This window comes from Gordonia mangrovi, assembly GCF_024734075.1.
In the GTDB taxonomy this organism is placed as follows: domain Bacteria; phylum Actinomycetota; class Actinomycetes; order Mycobacteriales; family Mycobacteriaceae; genus Gordonia; species Gordonia mangrovi.
In genome coordinates, this window is record NZ_CP102850.1 from 2,185,191 (window position 1) to 2,204,073 (window position 18,883).

An 18,883-nucleotide genomic window follows, 5' to 3' on the forward strand; every position below is an offset into this window, starting at 1 on the left:
CAGTGTAGGAAGCCTTCGACCACTCAGGCTTCCGGAGCCGTCTCCTGCGGCCAGGCCACATGCAGATCCGGGTTGGCGTTCTGTGCTTGATCGGTGCGCTGCTTGGTGGCCTGCAGGGCGGATTTCTCGGCCTGCGGTCCGGCTGCACCGAGTAGCCCATACGGCGCCATCGCCTGTTCGACCGTCCAGTTCAGTTCCATGCCGTTGACCGACGCGTGAACGTCCCCACGCGAGTTCACCACGTAGGACACCGACGGCAGGCCGGCCTTCTGCGCGTCCTCGGGGGACAGTTCCAGCTCGAACTGGTTGGCGTCGGGATTGGGCAGCGGCTCGGCATCGGGCCGACCCTGCTTCCACGGTTCGTCCGGGTTCGCGCCGGGGTCACCGGCGCCGAGCGCGTACGCGAGTGCGCCGCCGGCGGTTCCGCCGATGACGGCGCCGGTGGCGGCACCCAGCGCAGCACCGCCCGCAGCGCCGGCGGCCAGGCCGATGCCCGCGCCGGCGGCTGCGCCGAGGCCGACAAATCCCCACCACTGTGGGGTGGTGGGTCCGGTCCACGCGAACGCGACACCATTGTAGACCGCACCGATAACTGTTCCCGCCGCGAGACCAATCGGCGCACCAATCACCGCACCCGGCACCGCTCCGGCCGCCGCACCCGCCGTACCACCCAGCGCCACACCAATGATCGTCGATGCCGCCTGCCGGGTCGCCTCGTCCTCGGGTACGCCGATCGAGATCAGACCCTGCGCGATCTTGGCCTCACCGTAGGCGGCCCACGCGTTGATGGAGTTGACGTCCCGTTCCGACATGCCTTCCGGGATGTCGGTGATGTAGTTGCCGACACGGATCTTCTCGGGCGGCGGGGCGATCGGCCGCACGGGCGCAACCGGTTTGGGCGCCGTCAGCGGTCCCTGCGGCACCGGGTTGTAGGCGTCCTCGTAGGTGGGGGCCGTGTAGGTGCTGGGCTCGACGTAGGGCTGGTACGGAGCTTCCTGCGGCGGTGCCGGGATGACACCCGGTCCGGGCACGTTGACCGGCGCCACATCAGGCGTCGGGGTGGTGCCGCCCTGCTGCGGCACCGCCTGCGCGTCGGGGGTTGTCCCACCCTGCTGAGGCGCGGTATCGCTGGGGCTCGTCCCACCCTGGTGCGGCACGGCGTTCGCCATGCCGGCGGCGAAGCCGGTCGCGATGGACGCCGCGAGCGCTGCCGACGTCACCGTCATCAGCACAGGGGTCCGCCGGTCTTCTTCAGCGCGGTGTCGACCCCTCCGCTTGGGTGGATTCGCCATTGTCGTCTGATTCCTTTCGATGCCCGGGTCTGGTCGTGGGTAGCTGCTCGGTCGTGCTGCTCACTCGCGATCACGACCGAGGTGGCTCGGTCATTCCTCGCTTGTGATCGAGGCGATGAACACTTTGCCGTCGGTTCGGATGGTCTTGATGATCTGGGGATAGACAATGGGTGCGGCGTCGGGGTCGGGTGGGATCTCGGTCAGCACCACCGCGTACGTCCCGTTGCCCTCATCGGTGATCGACAGACAATGCGTGCTGCCCTCGGGCACCTGGTCGATGAAGCTCTGCAACACACCTTCGCGGGCGACGGCGTTCGGCGCTGCGACTTCTCGTGCCGCACGAGCAGATCGCTCGACGTAATACCCCCAGTTGAAGGCCTTGATCGCACCGGGGCCGGTCTTCTGATCTCCGGCATCGTTGCCCGTGGTCACTGCACCGTCGGACAGGGACGGGCACGCATCGGCCACCGCTGCCGGATCCGAGACGTCCGCCGGCGAACTGGCGACCGCGTCCGCCTGGGTCGTCGTCGAGTCGTCGTCGCTCTGGCCGGTCAGAAGGCCGATCGCAACCGCGCTCACCACCACCAAACCGACGACAGTTGCGACCGTGCCGATCAGCGCCGTGCGGTGCTTGCGGACGAAACTCGGCGCACCATCTTTGGTCTTGGTCTTGGCGGACCGCACACGCATCAGTTCGAAGGGATCGCCGTCGTCCGATGCTGTCGGTTGGTATTCGGTGTCCGGGTAGTCGTCGACACTGTCAGCAGGCGAGTCGCTTCGGGAACTCTGCTCGGGCGCGAATGACATCGGATCTGGTGAGACGCTCTGTGGGACAGGTGCACCAGCGCCGACCAATCGGGCCGACGCGAGATCGCGAGCCAATTGGTGAGCGGGCGCACCTTGCCCCGCCGGCCAGGCAGGTACGTCGTCGAACCACTCGGATTGATCGCCAGTCATGAGGCGCTCACACTCCTGAGCGGAGCCTTCTGGACGCGACGAGCAATCCGCGTAAACAGAGCCGGACCGCAGCGGGTCGGCACGCTACGACGCGCGCTACCCCCGACACCAGCCATCCAGAATTCACCCCCCGACGAAGCTGTGCAGCACCTTACCGAACGACGCCCCTCACGCCGTGTTGTGCATGACCTCTGGTGCGGATTGTGCCACGCCCACGCACCCTTGCCCGTATCCGGAAGGCGGTCTCGCGCGGGCACAAGCCCAGATTCATTCGTCTGGAGGACACGTGACCCAAGCGAGTGTGATAGGCATCACCAGACTGCAAGTGAGAGCTTCGACTCCTGGCCAACTGCCAGCACCCCGAACGCGGCGACCAGAACGGAGACAAGAGCTTTACCCATGATCAAACGACCCCCATCGAATTGATTGCAGCCCGTCGAACCTAATACGCGCAGGGCACGAGGTCACAACCGCGTACACCACGTGACCGACGGCCTGATCCTTCTGATCGCAGATACCCCGAAACGACGAATCCACCTTGCTTCCGTTGCAAGGTGGCTTCAGCGAATCGAGGTGGATGACGTGGAGCACGAATGTGGTGGAGCCTAGGAGATTCGAACTCCTGACATCCGCCTTGCAAAGGCGGCGCTCTACCAACTGAGCTAAGGCCCCGCGCCAGCTGAAGACAACCGGTCTTGGGTGTGCGAATCGGGTGTGCAACACACCTCTCGCAGTGGGCCTAGGAGGACTTGAACCTCCGACCTCTTCGTTATCAGCGAAGCGCTCTAACCGCCTGAGCTATAGGCCCGTGAACCGAAGACAGAGATTACCCGACGGGGTGGTGTGGGAGCAAAACGGGTGGTCAGGGGGGGTTGGGGTCTAGGTTGTACGGGTGGTGGTGGTTTCGATACGCATGCTCGCCTAGCGGCTCGCAGGCTACTCAACCACCGGAAAGGAACCGCCTCTGCACATCCAGAAGGGGACCACTCGTACCCGAGGACCGGCGGTGGGATCAGTCGAGGTCGGCGAGAGTCACCTCGGCGCCGCCCACGAGATCGGCACACAGGTTGTAGATATAGGCGCCGATGGTGGCCAGGGCCGTCAGCAGGATCGCGTTGATCGCGCCGAGTAGCGTGGCCCAGCCGAACACCGCTCCCGCACCGATGATGTCGCCCTCGCTGGTGGACCCGTCGGCGGTGACCAGGGTGCCGAAGGAGCTGTTCACCTGCTCCCAGACGCCCATGCCGTCGAGCACCAGATACAGCACGGCAACCGAGATCATCCAGATGAGGAAGCCGGCCACCGACAGCACCGCCGCGATCTTGAACGTCGCCCACGGATCGATGCGCCGCAACTGCACGGCCGCGCGCAGCGGCCGCGCACCGATCTCGGCCGGCGACGATCGCGTCGGAGCGGGTGTGGGTGCCGCCGGCTTCGGCTCGTTCACATGGTGGATGGCATCGAGGTTCGGCAGCTTCTCGCCCGGCAGGGAGTCACGGTCGATGTGCCGGGTCGGCGACTCCACGAACTTCTCACCCGAGTCGGTTTTGGTCGCTGCCGCGCCATAGGACGACGTCGATGATCCCGACTCGCGCGGGTCGTCGAGCTTGGTGATCGGTGCCTGCTGACCGGCCATGCTGGCCGCCGCGGTGGCGCTGACGATGCCCCGCGGCGGCGGGCCGGGCTGACGCGAGTTCCCGTTCGGTGCCTCCGACTGATGCCCGGTCCCGTTGGGTCCACGCTGCCACGGCGGCACGAGGCCACCCGGAGCGGTCCCCTGCGGCCCCGAACTCGAGGCCGCGTGCGGACCGGAGTCCCCGTTGGTCGGCTTCTTGTCGTCCGGTGTGTTCGGTGAGCTCACTGGCATTCCCTCATTCGGTGGTCGTAGGACCCACACTAACCGCTACCGATGGCCGGATCCGGCCACTACTTGGCGGGACCCGCCGAGGCGCCGGCATCTTCTTCCGGCTCGTCCGCGTTGCGCGCGATCGCGATCACGGTGGTGCCCTCTTCGAGGTTCATCAGGCGCACCCCCTTGGTCTGCCGACCCGCCTTGCGGACCTGCTTGGCCCCGGTCCGGATGACGCCGCCACCGGAGGTGATCGCGTAGAGCTCCGAGTCGTCGTCGACGATCAGCGCACCGATCAGTTCGCCGCGGCGCCGGTCGTGCTGGATGGTCAGTACACCCTTGCCGCCGCGGCCCTGCACCGGGTAGTCGTCCATGCCGGTGCGCTTGGCGTACCCGCCGGAGGTCGCGACCAGCAGGTAGGTGCCATCGCGGACGACGTTGAGGGACAGGAGTTCGTCCTCGCCGTTGAACCGCATGCCCTGCACACCGGAGGTCTGCCGCCCCATCGGACGCAACGCCTCGTCGTCGGCGTGGAAGCGGATCGACTGCCCGACCTTCGACACGAGCAACAGGTCGTCGTCGGCGCTGCACAGCTGCGCCCCCACCAGTTCGTCGTCGCCGCGCAGATTGATCGCCGCGATCCCGCCGGACCGGTTGGAATCGAAGTCCTCCAGCCGCGACTTCTTGACCAGCCCGTTGCGGGTGGCCAACACCAGATACGGCGCGTCTTCGTAGGTCTGCAGCTGGATGACCTGGGCGATCCGCTCCTCCGGCTGGAAGGCCAGCAGGTTCGCCACGTGCTGACCGCGGGCGGTGCGGTTGGCCTCGGGCAGCTCGTAGGCCTTCGCCCGGTAGACCCGGCCCTTGGTGGTGAAGAACAGGATCCAGTCGTGGGTGGAGCTGACGAAGAAGTGCTTGACGATGTCGTCCTGCTTGAGGCCGGCGCCCTGCACACCCTTGCCGCCGCGTCGCTGGCTGCGATACAGATCCGACCGGGTCCGCTTGGCGTAACCGGTCTCGGTGATCGTGACGACCACTTCTTCACGCGCGATCAGGTCTTCGTCGCTGACGTCTCCGTCCGCGGCGATGATCTGGGTGCGTCGCTCGTCGCCGTACTTTTCGACGACCTCTTTCAGTTCGTCTCGTACGATCGCGCGCTGACGCTCGGGCTTGTCGAGGATGTCCTTGTAGTCGGCGATCTCGCGTTCGATCTCGGCCAACTCGTCGATGATCTTCTGCCGCTCCAACGCCGACAATCGACGCAACTGCATCGCCAGGATAGCGTCGGCCTGGATCTCGTCGATGTCGAGCAGATCCATCAGGCCGGTGCGGGCGGCCTCGGTGTTGGCCGAGGCGCGGATCAGCGCGATCACCTCGTCGAGCGCGTCGAGCGCCTTGACCAGGCCGCGCAACACATGCGCACGTTCCTCGGCCTTGCGCAGCAGGTACCGCGTGCGCCGCACGATGACGTCGATCTGGTGCTCCACATACAGCCGGATCATCTGGTCCAGGCGCAGGGTGCGCGGCACCCCGTCGACGATGGAAAGCATGTTGGCACCGAAGCTGGTCTGCAGCTGGCTGTGCTTGTAGAGGTTGTTCAGCACCACCTTGGCGACCGCGTCGCGGCGCAGGGTGATGACGATACGCATGCCGTCGCGATCGGAGGACTGGTCCTCGATCCGGCTGATGCCCTTGAGTTTTGCCTCGTTGACCTGTTCGGCGATCGACTGGATCAGGTTGTCGGGGTTCACCTGGTAGGGCAGCTCGGTGACCAGCAGCTGGGTGGTGCCCTTGTTCTCCTGGATCTCCACCACGCTGCGCATGCGGATGCTGCCGCGGCCGGTGCTGTAGGCATCCTTGATGCCCTGACTGCCGACAATCAGTCCCGCGGTGGGGAAATCGGGCCCCTTGATCGCATCCATACAGGCGGACAGCAGGGCCTCATCGTCGGCGTCGGGATGCTCGAGCGCCCAGAACACCGCGTTGGCAACCTCATTGAGGTTGTGCGGGGGGATGTTGGTGGCCATGCCGACCGCGATACCGCCGGAACCGTTGATCAGCAGGTTCGGGATGCGCGCGGGCAGCACCGTCGGCTCACTGGTCTTGCCGTCATAGTTGGGGATGAAATCGACGGTCTCCTTGTCGATGTCCCGCAACATCTCCATTGCCAGCGGCGTGAGCCGTGCCTCGGTGTAGCGCATGGCGGCGGCGCCGTCGTTGCCGCGGGAACCGAAGTTGCCCTGGCCGTCGATCAACGGATAGCGCATCGACCACGGCTGCGCGAGGCGCACCAGCGCGTCGTAGATCGCGCTGTCACCGTGCGGATGGTAGTTACCCATCGTCTCCGCAACGGGTTTCGCGGATTTCACATAGCTGCGGTCGGGCCGGAAGCCGGCATCGAAGGATGCATACAGCAGGCGGCGATGCACCGGCTTGAGACCGTCACGCACCTCGGGTAGCGCACGGCCCACGATGACGCTCATCGCGTAGTCGATGTAGCTGTTCTGCATCTCCTGGCCGAGATCGACCGGTTCGATGCGGTCGCCCTCTCCCCCGGCGGGGGGCAGTGTGGTGTCAGTCATGAAGAATCCTTCTCAGAGGTCACTGGTAACGCAGGACGGCTGAGCCGTCAGACGTCCAGGAAGCGAACGTCTTTGGCGTTGCGGGCGATGAAGCTGCGGCGGGCGGCCACGTCCTCACCCATCAGGATCGAGAACAGTTCGTCGGCGGCGGCGGCATCGTCGAGGGTCACCTGGCGCAGCACACGGACCGCGGGATCCATGGTGGTCTCCCACAGTTCCTTGGCGTTCATCTCGCCGAGACCCTTGTAGCGCTGGATGCCGTCGTCGGTGTTGATCTTCTTGCCCGCGGCGCGGCCGGCCTCGAGCAGGCCGTCGCGTTCCCGGTCGGAGTAGGCGAATTCGGGTTCGGTCTTCTGCCATTTCAGTTTGTACAGCGGCGGCTGCGCCAAGTAGACGTGGCCGTGCTCGATCAGCGGACGCATGAACCGGAACAGCAGCGTCAGCAGCAGGGTCGCGATGTGCTGGCCGTCGACGTCGGCGTCGGCCATCAGCACGATCTTGTGATAGCGCAGCTTGGCGATGTCGAACTCGTCGTGGATACCGGTACCGAAGGCGGTGATGATCGACTGGACCTCGGTGTTCTTGAGGACTCGATCGATGCGTGCCTTCTCGACGTTGATGATCTTGCCGCGGATCGGCAGGATCGCCTGATACATCGAGTCGCGACCCGACTTGGCACTACCACCGGCGGAGTCGCCCTCCACGATGTAGACCTCACACTTGGTGGGGTCGTTGCTGCGGCAGTCGGCGAGCTTGCCGGGCAGTCCGCCGATATCCGTCGCGGTCTTGCGCCGCACCAGTTCTCGGGCCTTGCGGGCAGCCATCCGCGCCTGCGCGGAGTCCACCGCCTTCTTGATGATGATCTTCGCCTCGGCCGGGTTGGCCTCGAACCAGTGCGCGAGGTGCTCGTTGCAGGTCTTCTGCACGAAACTCTTGACCTCGGTGTTGCCGAGTTTGGTCTTGGTCTGACCCTCGAACTGCGGATCGCCGACCTTCACCGAGATGACCGCGGCCAGTCCCTCCCGGATGTCGTCACCGGTGAGCTTGCCGTCCTTCTCCTTGAGGAGCTTCTTGTCGACCGCGTACTTGTTGACGGTGCTGGTCAACGCCGCGCGGAAGCCCTCTTCGTGCGTACCGCCCTCGTGGGTGTTGATGGTGTTGGCGAAGGTGTGCACCGACTCGGAGTAGCCGGCATTCCACTGCATCGCGATCTCCACCTCATGGCCGGTGCCCTTGGCGGTGAAGCCGACCACCGAGGTGTGGATGGCGTTCTTCGTCCGGTTCAGATGCTTGATGTAGTCCACCAGGCCATCGGGGTAGTGATAGGTGCGGGTGCGCACCTTGGCAGCCTTCTGCGCCTTCTCCACCTCGGACTTGATGGTCTCCGCGGCCTCGGCGCTGTCCTCGTCCATCTCGGCCTCGGCCACCGCGGCCTCGTCACTGAGCCGGTTGTCGGTCAGCGTGATGGTCAGTCCCTTGTTCAGGAACGCCATCTCCTGCAGGCGTCGCGCCACCGTCTCGGCGCTGAACGTGGTGGTCTCGAAGATGTCGGCGTCCGGCCAGAACCGCACGGTGGTGCCGGTCTTGCGGGTGGCATCACCCTTTTCCAGCTTGCTGGGCTTGGCGTGGTCGTAGTGCTGTTCCCAGTGGAAACCGCCGTAGTCGATCTCCAGCTCGACACGGGTCGACAGAGCGTTGACCACCGAGATGCCCACACCGTGCAAACCACCGGAGACCGCATACGCATCGGAGTCGAACTTGCCGCCGGCGTGCAACTGGGTCATCACGACCTCGACGGTCGGCACACCGGTCTTGTGCATGTCGGTCGGGATGCCGCGGCCGTCGTCGACCACCTGGACACCACCGTCTTCGAGCAGCGTGACCTCCACCTTGGAGGCGTGGCCGGCCATGGCCTCGTCGACCGAGTTGTCGACAACCTCCCAGATCAGGTGGTGCAGACCCCGCTCACCGGTGGAACCGATGTACATACCCGGCCGCTTGCGAACGGCCTCGAGACCTTCCAGGATGCTGATCGAATCAGCGCTGTACTCGCCCGGCTTCTTGGACTTACCTTTGTCGGCCACGAGGTGCGTCCGCTCCTTCTGTCTCGGTGAAACCCGGCAGACGCAGACACTGGACACACGACGATGTCATCCGCACGCCTCGCGCGGACGAGAATCGGTATGCAGTCCGGGCGTTGGGCCCGGGTGTGTCCACCCCTGTCGGGACAACTCCCTACATACTACTGCCTGACCCGACCAGGAACGGGTATCCGGGGCCGCTAACAACCGCGTAGATCGATTTTTTTCGAAAGATGCCGGTCCGATTGTGGATGACGCCAGATTCTTCCGTCTGGCGAACGCTGGCTGGCCCCGAGATCGCGGCCGCCACGGCGGCCGGGTGATCAGCCGTAAGTGTCGCGCGGTCCGCGACCGGAGACGTGCCTGGGTCCCTTACGCCAGGACGGCTGCTTGGGACCAGTGATCCGCAGGCTGGTGACCATCCCATCACCGATGGCACCGGCGATCTTCACCAGGATCTGACCCTGCATGTAGCGCAGCTGGGTGGCCCACGCGGTGGATTCGGCGGCGATGTGTAAGACGTTGTCCTGCAACGATGTCGGGTGAGCGTGAGCGGCCACGTCGGCACCGACGATCTGCTCCCAGAGACCGAAGACAGTGCCCTGCCCGATCTGCGACTCCCACCCACGCTCCCGCGCCAGCGTGCCGGCGAGGCGACCGAGCGGCTGCGGATCCCGCGCGTCCGGCCCGGATCCGGACCAGCTGCGGCGGCGGCCGGCCGGGCGGCGGCGTGCGTTCGTCGGTGACGACCGACCCTGGCCGACGGATTTACCTGCGGCGCGCGCTGCGGCGCGCGCCTCTTCCAACGCTTGTCGGGCCAGCTCATAGCCCGACGAGTGGGCCGGTTGTCCCTGCCCCGGCGGGGTCGACTCGCTCATGCACCGCCCTCCCCTGCAGTCTGTTCGGTCAGCACCGAGTGCCGGGTGCCATTCTCCTCCACGACCCCGACAGACACCCGGCGACCACCGATCGTGTCGGGGATGTCCTCGCCGACGGCCGCGGTGATCAGCAGCTGTTCGGCGGACTCGGTGAAGGCGACGAGTTGGGCACGACGTTGGGCGTCGAGTTCGGCAAACACGTCGTCGAGCATGATCACCGGTTCGATGCCCTCGGCGCGCACCAGCTCGACCGAACCCAGCCGCAGGGCCAGCGCCAAGGACCAGGACTCGCCGTGGCTGGCGAAACCCTTGGCCACCTCGTTGCCGAGGACGATGTCGATGTCGTCGCGGTGCGGCCCCACCAGACTCACACCGCGGTCGATCTCCTTGTCGCGCAGGTCGGCCAGCCGCGCCAACAGGATCGCCCCGATCTCTTCGGCGGAGACCGGTGCATCGTCGGCGGCCACCACATCCGGCCCGGCCGCGGCCCGGTAACGCATCGTCGCCGGCCGCGAATGCGGCGCGATCGAGGCATAGCACGCGGTCACATGCGGACACAGTTGCCGCAGCACCTCGATCCGGGCGGCGGTGACCTGCCCGCCGAGATCGGCGAGTTGCCCGTCCCACACATCGAGTGTGCTGATCACGGACTCGGCCTCCGACCCGCCCCGGCGTAGCGCGGATCCGGCGGTCTTCAACAACGCCGACCGTTGCCGAAGCACCCGGTCGTAGTCGGAACGTGCTGCGGCCCAACGCGGTCCGCGCTGGGCGACCAGTTCGTCGATGAACCGTCGACGATCCGACGGGTCGCCGCGCACCAACAGCAGATCCTCCGGTGCGAACATCACCGAACGCAGGATCCCCAGGATGTCGCGGCTGCGACGGGACGGAGCGCCGTTGACGGTGGCCTTGTTGGCGCCCTCGGCGTTGATCTGCAGCTGCACCGTCAGCTCGCGCCCCAGGTTCTCCACGGTGCCGGTCACCGTGGCCGACGACATTCCGCTGTGCACCAGTGGTGCGTCGGTGCTCACCCGATGGGACCGCAGGGTACCCAGATAGCCGACCGCCTCGAGCAGGTTTGTCTTTCCGAATCCGTTGCGCCCCACAAAGATGGTGGGCTCGGGGCGGAGCGTCAGATCGATCTCCCGCCACGACCGGAAATCGCGCAGGGACAGTTCCCGGACGAACACGTCAGGTCGTCGGGGTGCCGGTTTCGCCGAACGAGCGTCCCGAAGTGTCCTTGACCGAGTGCCCGCCGAACTGATTACGCAGTGCCGACACCGCTTTCAGAGCGGGCGATCCCTGATCCTGACGGGAAGCGAACCGTGCGAACAGCGCCGCGGAGATCACGTTGGCCGGCACCGAATGTCGGATCGCCTCCTCCACCGTCCACCGTCCTTCGCCGGAATCGGTTGTGTAGTCAGAGATCTCGGCGAGTCCGGGATCTTCATCGAGTGCTCGGACAAGCAACTCCAGCAGCCAGGACCGCACCACCGTGCCGGTGGTCCACGCCCGCAGGGTGCCCTCCACATCGGTGATCAGCGGTTCGGCGCTGAGCAGTTCGTACCCTTCACCGTAGGCATGCATCAGCCCGTACTCGACTCCGTTGTGCACCATCTTGGCGTAGTGGCCGGCGCCGACCGGGCCGGCATGCACGAAGCCGTTGGCGCGTTCCCCGGGTGGGCGCAGTGCGTCGAAGATCGGCATCAGCCGGGTCACGTCCTCGTCGGAGCCGCCCACCATCAGGCCGTATCCGTTGCGCAGTCCCCACACGCCGCCGGAGACGCCGCAGTCGACATAACCGACGCCGTTGCCGCCCAACAGTTCCGAGTTCGGGTGATCGTCGGTGTATTTGGAGTTGCCGCCGTCGACGACGACGTCGCCGGGTTCGAGGAGCTCGGCGAGCTGCGCGATGGTGGTCCGGGTCGGCTCTCCCGAGGGCACCATCACCCAGATCGCGCGGGGTGCGTCGAGCCCGGCCACCATATCCGACAGGGTGGCGACGTCGGAGACCTCCGGCCGCGGGTCGTAGCCGACAACCTGGTGCCCCGCCTCTTGGATGCGGGTGCGCATGTTGGCACCCATCTTGCCGAGGCCCACGAGTCCGAGTTGCATGTGACGTTCCTTCGGTCGGTGCGGAGCTGCGGCCGGAGCGCGGTCGGATCAGCCCGGTAGGCGTACCGGCATCAGCAGGTAGGTGAACACACTGTCCGGAGCGACGAACGCGCCGGACTCGTCGGCGACGGGCTCTTCACCGGTCGAAGGCCGCAGCACCGCCGGTCGGCTGGGGGTGGTGAAACCGAAGTCGACGGTCGGCACGCCGATCGCGGACAGGCCGTCCTGCAGGTAGCCGGGGTTGAACGCGATGGTGAGCGGCTCGCCGTGGAACTGCACCGGCAGCTCCTCCTCGGCCTTGCCGGCCTCGTCGCCGCCGGCGGTGAGCACCAGCAGACCTTCACTGAACTCCATCCGGACCTGCGCGCCCCGCTCGGCGACCAGCGCCACACGTTTGATCGCGTCGAGCAGCGGGGCGCTGTCGATGGTGGCGATCGCCGTATGGCTGGCCGGCAACAGCTGACGGAACTTGGGGAACTCGGCGTCGAGCAGCCGGGTGGTGTTGCGTTTGGTCTCGCCGAGGATGCCCATGATGCCTTCGCCCCCGATACTCGACCCGGCACCGAAGGCCAACGAGATCTCGCCGGTGCCCGAGCCGGCGGTGCGGGCACTCTCCGAGAGCGTCTTGGCCGGGACCAGAACCGCGCCGGAGGTGTCGGCGCCGGTGGGCTGCCATTCCAGCTCGCGAACGGCGAGGCGGAAGCGGTCGGTGGCGGCGAGGACGACGCGGTTGCCGTCGATCTCCACCCGGACGCCGGTCAACATCGGCAGGGTGTCGTCCTTGCCGGCGGCCACAGCGACTTGTCCGATGGCCTCGGCAAACACCTGGGCGGGGATGGTGCCGGTAACCGAGGGCGGCGTGGGCAGCTCCGGATAGTCCTCGACGGGCATGGTCGGCAACGAGAACTTCGCGCTGCCGCAGCTGATGGCCACCCGGGAGCCGTCGAGGCTCACATCGACGGGCTTGTTGGGCAACGCCTTGGTGATGTCGGCGAGCAGACGCCCCGACACCAGCACCTTGCCCGGCTCGGCGATCTCGGCGCCGATGGATTCCTGCGCGGAGACCTCGTAGTCGAACCCGGAGACCTCCAGCCCGTTCTCGGCGGTCAGCACCACACAACCGAGCACCGGCACCGGCGGGCGGGCCGGCAGGCTGCGGGCCACCCAGGCAACGGAATCTGCGAACTCGTCACGTGCGACACGGAACTTCATGCTGGGTGGTTGCCCTTCTCTGTTCAGCTGCTCTCGCCACACCCACCGTCGTCCGCCGAGCGCTATGACGTCGGTGGGATTTGCTGATGGGATTCCAACTGTAGAACGAGCCTGCCAGACGGGAAGCCAATGGGGCGAACTCCGGGGGCGCCCAGACCTCGGCGGAATCACACGTCGATGGTGTCTGTGCACAAGATCTTCTTTTGAAAGATTCTCTTCAGAGAGGGATCCATCTCAGTAATAGGCCTTGTGGATCTGTGCACCGCCGCAGTCTCGTGCAGGTCATCGGGCATGGGTGGGTGTGGATCTCTGGTGGACAACTGGTGAGGGGATCCGGTTGCCTGTGGGCGCGCCGCAGACCGTTCCAGCGCTGTCCACTTTCGGTACACATGGGATCCGCAGTTATCCCGAGCGTTATCCACAGCTGGTGCATAGCCGTTCCGGGGCACGACGAGGCCGGGATCGGAGGGATCCCGGAATGACAAAGTCTGTGGTTCGAGTCGAGAGTTGTCGGCGCAGGCGGTCAGCTCGCGCGCTGTTTGATGCGAGCGGTGAGTTCCTGGACGTGGTCGTAGACCTTGCGGCGCTCGGCCATCTCCTTGCGGATCTTGCGTTCGGCGTACATCACCGTGGTGTGGTCGCGGTCGAACGTCTCGCCGATCTTCGGCAACGAGAGGTCGGTGAGTTCGCGGCACAGATACATCGAGATCTGCCGGGCCTGCGCAATCGAGCGGGTCTTGCCGGGGCCGCGCAACTCCTCCACGGAGATGTCGAAGTACTCGGCGGTGATGGCCAGGATGCTGGCCGCGCTGACCTCGAGGGTGCCGGAATTGGGCAGCAGCGCCTGCAGCACCACCTCGGCGAGCGACTTGTCGAGTTCGGCGTTGTTGAGTGAGGCGAACGCGGTGACGCGGATGAGGGCGCCCTCGAGTTCACGGATATTGCGTTCGATCTTCGACGCGATGAGTTCGAGCACGTCGTCGGGCACCGCGATGTTGTCCATCTGGGCCTTCTTGCGCAGGATGGCGATGCGGGTCTCGAGGTCGGGCGGCTGGACGTCGGTGATGAGTCCCCACTCGAATCGGGTACGTAGCCGATCTTCCAGTGTCGCAAGCTGTTTGGGCGGACGGTCCGACGACACCACGATCTGCTTGCTGGCGTTGTGCAAGGTGTTGAAGGTGTGGAAGAACTCCTCCTGGATACCTTCCTTGCCGATCAGGAACTGGATGTCGTCGACGAGCAGCACGTCGACGTCGCGGTAGCGTCGTTTGAACGCGACCCGACGGTCGTCACGCAACGAGTTGATGAAGTCGTTGGTGAATTCCTCGGTGGACACGTACTTCACCCGCATCCCGGGGAACAGCCGTTGGGCGTAGTGGCCGGCGGCGTGCAGCAGATGGGTCTTGCCGAGCCCGGACTCTCCCCAGATGAACAGCGGGTTGTAGGCACGGGCGGGCGCCTCGGCCACGGCCACCGCCGACGCATGCGCGAAGCGGTTGGACGCGCCGATGACGAAGGTGTCGAAGGTGTACTTCGGGCTCAGGTTGGCACTCGACGGCGACTGCCCTGCGGTGGGTCGTTCGGCGAAGTAGGTCGACCAGTCCGACGTGTCGGACCCGGCACTCATCCGATCGGGTCGACCGTCGAATCCGGACGGGGCCGTGGGGGACGGGGATGCCGGGGAGGGACCGACCGGGCCGGTGGTGTGTAGCGGCGCGTGATCACCGTGATCGGCGACCGCGGGGGCCGGCTCGGCAACCGGTTCCTCGACCATGGGCGTGGCAATCCGCACACCGAGATCCACCGGCTGGCCGAGATGGCGGCTGAGCGCCGAACGGATCGTGTCGCGCAGATTGCGCTCGATCTGTTCCTGCACCAGCGGGGTCGGGACCGTCAGGAGTGCGAACCCCTCGGCGAGGGTGAGCGGCTGCACCAGCGACAGCCAGGCCTTCTGCTGGCGGGTCAGTGGTTCGTGGTGGTGGGCCGAGGCGTCGTCGTTGAGTTCGGCGACCACGCTCTGCCACACTTCGCCGAACGAATCGCGATCACTCACCACGGTGCTGCACCCCTCCTACGGAACTACGACCATCGTCGGTCACGAGGATGTCACCATGCCGCACCCCGTCGGGAGTTGTCCACATAGTTGTCCACAGCTGTGTACAGATCTGGGGGTATCTCGAGTTCTCGGGCCGGCCAGGAGGGAGTCCACTGAATCGTCTCTTTGTTGAGCCTGCGCCGAAGTTAACAGAGTGCAGCGCGCCCGACAAAGTGAATGGGGCAATCGATCGGATGAATCGGTCGGCACGGTGTGTGGAGTGGGCCCCTGTGGGCGGTGTCACGCGTGTGGGTGCTTGCCATCGGCCCGTTTGATTTGCGGTGCCGTACTCAGTAGTCTCGACTGGTCATCCAGGTGACGGATTTGCGTGATGGCCACCGGTCATCCATCCGGCGTCAGTTCGGCACCGCACCGGGATCAGCAGACCACCAACCAGGGATGTGGTTCGCGCGTGCTGTCGGCGTGAGATCACACAAGAGCACAAGGAGTCACTCATGGCCAAGGGCAAGCGGACCTTCCAGCCCAACAACCGTCGTCGCGCACGCGTGCACGGTTTCCGTCTGCGGATGCGTACCCGCGCCGGACGGGCCATCGTCAACGGTCGCCGTAGCAAGGGCCGCGCGAAGCTCACGGCCTGAGTCCACTTCGATGTCACCGGCGGTGGCGTTCCCACCGCCGGCTCGTCGTATCGATGGTGGCTGCCACACATCGGATCTCACGTGGATCCGACTTCGATCGCACGCTGAAGAGCGGGGTGCGGGTGACGACGCGTGATCTCGTCATCCATGTGCTCCCGCTGGACACCTCGCTCCCATCCGACCCCGACGACGGGTCGGCCGGCGAGCGAACCTCTGCTGAGCGAACCTCTGCTCGACGAACCTCTGCTCGACGAACCCATGGTGAACGGACGCCAGGGCCGGCCACAGTCGGCGGTCCCTGGTTGGGTCTGATCGTCAGCAAGGCCGTCGGGAATGCGGTGATCCGGCATCGAGTGGCGCGTCGGCTGCGTGCCGCGTTCGCCGACGTCTGCGACCGGTTCCCCGTCCCGGAGACGATGATGGTCATCCGCGCACGTCCCTCCTCGGCCGTTCTCGGCAGCCCCGAGCTGGCCGTGCAGATCACCGAGGCGCTGGCCCGACGACGGGTCCGTGCGGCCTTCGACGAGCGCGTGTCCACTCGTCGCCAGGCCCGGGTGGCACCGTGACCGAGACGCCTGAGCGCGACGCCGCCGGAACGCCGCCGGAATCGGCCCATTTGTCGCCGGCGCGTTGGATCCACCGGTTGCCGCGTCGAGTGGTCATCTTCCTCATCGAGCTCTACCGCACCTGGGTGTCCCCGATGCGTCTGCCGACGTGCCGCTTCGAACCCACCTGTTCGGGCTACGCGGTGGAAGCGTTGACTCGACACGGGTTCCTCTACGGAGGGTGGTTGTCGGTGGTGCGACTGCTCAAATGCGGGCCCTGGCACAAGCCGGGCTATGACCCGGTTCCGGAACGAGGGTTCCGCGATCTCTTCACCACCGCCGAACAAACCGTCACCAGTGAACGATCTGTCGAGGAATCGACACCGTCCGAGGTTAGGGGTAACTGACCCGTGCTGAACTTCATCTACTACCCGGTCTCCTGGATCATGTGGGTCTGGCATTGGCTGTTCAGCCATGTCACGCCGGACTCACCAGGCGGCGACGGAGTGGCATGGGCGCTGTCGGTGGTGTTCCTGGTGTTCACGCTGCGCGCGATCCTCTACAAGCCGTTCGTGAAGCAGATCCGCACCACGAAGAAGATGCAGGAGATCAACCCGCAGCTGCAGGCGATCCGGAAGAAGTACGCCAAGGATCGCGTGAAGATGACCGAGGAGATGCAGAAGCTCCAGCGCGAGCACGGCTTCAATCCCCTGCTCGGCTGCCTGCCCATGCTGCTGCAGATTCCGGTCTTCATCGGTCTGTTCCACGTGTTGCGATCCTTCAACCGAATGGCCACGGGCTTCGGACAGCCGGGGATGACCGCCGAGGAGACGCGCTCGCTCGGCAACTACGCGTTCAGCCCCGAACTGGTACAGAACTTCCTCGACGCCCGTCTGTTCGGCGTGCCGCTCTCGTCGTACATCACCGAGCCGGTCAGCGAGTTCCAGGCGTTCGTGGAACCGGGGTCGCCGATCGACTTCACCCGTACCCAGATCGCCGTCGTGGTGATCCCGATGATGATCATCGCGTCGATCGCCACGCACATGAACTCGCGCGCCTCTGTCGCCCGCCAGCCCGAAGCGGCCCTGGAGAACCCGCAGACCCGCATGATGAACATGCTCGCGCTCTACATCTTCCCGCTCGGCATCCTGGTGACCGGCGCGTTCTTCCCGGTGGCGATCCTCCTCTACTGGATGAGCAACAACCTCTGGACCTACGCCCAGCAGCACATCGTCTTCGGCCGCATCGAGCGGGAAGAAGAGGAAGCGAAACGGCTCAAACAGGAGAAGCTCAAGGCGAATGCACCCAAGCCGGGTGCGCGTCCCGATCGTTCGAAAAAGGCCGCGACGGTCGACGGTGAGGTCGTCGCCGCTGACGACGACGTGCCGGCAACGACGGCGACGGCCGCGGGAACGGCCGGACCACTCGCCGGGCTGCAGCGGATGTTGGGTCTCGACAAATCGAAGTCCAACTCGACCGCTGCGCCGTCGGACACGGCCACCGCGAGCGAGGAGTCGTCCGCGGAGAGTGGCTCGGCGGCGGACGCGGAGACAGCTGAGTCGACGTCTTCGGGCGCGTCGTCGGGCACGACTACGTCGGGTTCGGATGCCGCCGGGAGTCAGCGGCCCTCTGGTGGCGGCTCCGGGAGCGAGACGGTGAAGAAGCCCGGAACCCAGAAGTCGGGCACCGCGCACGTCGCGGCGAAGAACCGAAAGGGCGGATCACGTCGGCGCAAGGGTGGTCGGCCCGGCGGCCGGCATTGACGTTCGGCCTCACGTGACGTCTCGGCGAACGAGTCCGGCGCAGTGAGGACCGAAGGGTGGTCCACTCCCCTCCCCCCGAGTGGCACGTAGACGTTTGGTTGAGAAGCACAGTTAGGTGGAAGTGAGATGACAGCAGAGACTGCTGCGCATGACGAGCAGGTCCGGGAGATCGAGGACTCGGCGACCAGTAACACCGGGTCGTCGGATGTGTCGACCGACGCGGCGAAGTCGGTGGCGGAGGCAACCAGCACCGGGTCGTCCGACGACGTGACGGAGACGTCCGGTTCGGAAGCCGCCGACACGAACGATGTGTCTGACGAGAACTCGGACGACAGTGCCGAGGCTGCGGCCGATGCTGATGCGACAGCCGATTCGGACGATGACTCCGATGACGATGATCTGGCGGAAGAGGACAGGCTGGTCGAGGAAGGCGAGATCGCCGGCGACTACCTCGAGCAGTTGCTCGACGTTCTGGACTTCGACGGAGACATCGATCTGGACGTCGATGGCGATCGCGCAGTTGTGAGCATCGACGGCGGCGACGATCTGGACAGGTTGGTGGGCCGGAAGGGCGAAGTGCTCGACGCGCTGCAGGAGCTCACCCGACTGGCGGTTCAGCAGTCAACCGGTGTGCGAAGCCGGTTGATGCTCGACATCGCACGCTGGCGCGCCGACCGCCGCGACCGGTTGGCCCGCCTCGGGGCCGAGGTGGCGCGGCGCGTGCTGGACTCCGGTGAACGTGAGGCGCTCGACCCGATGACCCCGTTCGAACGGAAGATCGTGCACGACGCGGTGGCGGCTGTCGACGGCGTCGTCAGCGAGAGCGAGGGTGCTGAGCCGAAGCGGCGCGTGGTGGTACTGCCGACTGCGTGACGGCCATCCCCACCCCGACGAGAAGTCCCGGTTGCGGCCGGG

General features: G+C 65.9%; 15 protein-coding genes and 2 tRNA genes. 5 read left to right on the forward strand and 12 right to left on the reverse strand.

Features of this window, described 5'->3' with window-relative positions; all coding sequences use genetic code 11:
- Positions 1 to 23: 23 nt before the first annotated feature.
- The 12 genes from NWF22_RS10000 to dnaA form a co-directional block, all read right to left on the reverse strand.
- Complete coding sequence (locus NWF22_RS10000) at positions 24 to 1,226, reverse strand: hypothetical protein (RefSeq protein WP_233751024.1); 1,203 nt, start codon at positions 1,224 to 1,226, stop codon at positions 24 to 26.
- Positions 1,227 to 1,382: 156 nt separating this feature from the next.
- Positions 1,383 to 2,099: a DUF8176 domain-containing protein gene (locus NWF22_RS10005; RefSeq protein WP_160901575.1), complete on the reverse strand. Its 717-nt coding sequence runs from the start codon at positions 2,097 to 2,099 to the stop codon at positions 1,383 to 1,385.
- Between the two features lie 746 nt (positions 2,100 to 2,845).
- Positions 2,846 to 2,921: transfer RNA gene (locus tag NWF22_RS10010), tRNA-Ala, on the reverse strand.
- Positions 2,922 to 2,983: 62 nt separating this feature from the next.
- A tRNA-Ile gene (locus tag NWF22_RS10015) sits at positions 2,984 to 3,057 on the reverse strand.
- Between the two features lie 204 nt (positions 3,058 to 3,261).
- Positions 3,262 to 4,110: a DUF3566 domain-containing protein gene (locus tag NWF22_RS10020; RefSeq protein WP_258321378.1), complete on the reverse strand. Its 849-nt coding sequence runs from the start codon at positions 4,108 to 4,110 to the stop codon at positions 3,262 to 3,264.
- A gap of 65 nt (positions 4,111 to 4,175) precedes the next feature.
- Positions 4,176 to 6,680, reverse strand: a complete 2,505-nt coding sequence (gene gyrA, locus NWF22_RS10025) for a DNA gyrase subunit A (RefSeq protein ID WP_160901577.1) — start codon at positions 6,678 to 6,680, stop codon at positions 4,176 to 4,178.
- 47 nt (positions 6,681 to 6,727) lie between these two features.
- Positions 6,728 to 8,764 carry a DNA topoisomerase (ATP-hydrolyzing) subunit B gene (gene gyrB, locus NWF22_RS10030; protein ID WP_160901578.1) on the reverse strand — a complete coding sequence of 679 codons (2,037 nt, stop codon included), beginning with the start codon at positions 8,762 to 8,764 and terminating at the stop codon, positions 6,728 to 6,730.
- Between the two features lie 320 nt (positions 8,765 to 9,084).
- Positions 9,085 to 9,639, reverse strand: a complete 555-nt coding sequence (locus NWF22_RS10035; RefSeq protein WP_160901579.1) for a DUF721 family protein — start codon at positions 9,637 to 9,639, stop codon at positions 9,085 to 9,087.
- Positions 9,636 to 10,829 (reverse strand): DNA replication/repair protein RecF, encoded by a 1,194-nt coding sequence (gene recF, locus NWF22_RS10040; RefSeq protein ID WP_160901580.1) that lies wholly within the window; start codon positions 10,827 to 10,829, stop codon positions 9,636 to 9,638. Before recF ends, NWF22_RS10035 begins: the two co-directional genes overlap by 4 nt.
- A gap of 1 nt (position 10,830) precedes the next feature.
- Positions 10,831 to 11,754: a phosphogluconate dehydrogenase (NAD(+)-dependent, decarboxylating) gene (gene gnd, locus NWF22_RS10045; RefSeq protein WP_160901581.1), complete on the reverse strand. Its 924-nt coding sequence runs from the start codon at positions 11,752 to 11,754 to the stop codon at positions 10,831 to 10,833.
- A gap of 48 nt (positions 11,755 to 11,802) precedes the next feature.
- Positions 11,803 to 12,966 carry a DNA polymerase III subunit beta gene (gene dnaN, locus NWF22_RS10050; RefSeq protein WP_160901582.1) on the reverse strand — a complete coding sequence of 388 codons (1,164 nt, stop codon included), beginning with the start codon at positions 12,964 to 12,966 and terminating at the stop codon, positions 11,803 to 11,805.
- 523 nt (positions 12,967 to 13,489) lie between these two features.
- The gene (gene dnaA / locus NWF22_RS10055) at positions 13,490 to 15,022 is read right to left on the reverse strand and encodes a chromosomal replication initiator protein DnaA (protein ID WP_160901583.1); all 1,533 of its coding nucleotides are present in this window, start codon (positions 15,020 to 15,022) and stop codon (positions 13,490 to 13,492) included.
- 494 nt (positions 15,023 to 15,516) lie between these two features.
- Between dnaA and rpmH the strand changes: the two genes are divergently transcribed.
- From rpmH to NWF22_RS10080, 5 genes are all read left to right on the forward strand, one after another.
- Positions 15,517 to 15,660, forward strand: a complete 144-nt coding sequence (gene rpmH / locus NWF22_RS10060) for a 50S ribosomal protein L34 (RefSeq protein WP_006337454.1) — start codon at positions 15,517 to 15,519, stop codon at positions 15,658 to 15,660.
- 53 nt (positions 15,661 to 15,713) lie between these two features.
- Positions 15,714 to 16,226 (forward strand): ribonuclease P protein component, encoded by a 513-nt coding sequence (rnpA, locus tag NWF22_RS10065; protein WP_160901584.1) that lies wholly within the window; start codon positions 15,714 to 15,716, stop codon positions 16,224 to 16,226.
- Positions 16,227 to 16,276: 50 nt separating this feature from the next.
- Complete coding sequence (gene yidD / locus NWF22_RS10070; RefSeq protein WP_202398494.1) at positions 16,277 to 16,612, forward strand: membrane protein insertion efficiency factor YidD; 336 nt, start codon at positions 16,277 to 16,279, stop codon at positions 16,610 to 16,612.
- Between the two features lie 3 nt (positions 16,613 to 16,615).
- Positions 16,616 to 17,968, forward strand: a complete 1,353-nt coding sequence (gene yidC / locus NWF22_RS10075; protein ID WP_160901586.1) for a membrane protein insertase YidC — start codon at positions 16,616 to 16,618, stop codon at positions 17,966 to 17,968.
- A 126-nt stretch (positions 17,969 to 18,094) separates the two neighbouring features.
- Positions 18,095 to 18,841, forward strand: coding sequence for a Jag family protein (locus NWF22_RS10080; protein ID WP_160901587.1), 747 nt, complete (start codon positions 18,095 to 18,097; stop codon positions 18,839 to 18,841).
- Positions 18,842 to 18,883 lie beyond the last annotated feature (42 nt).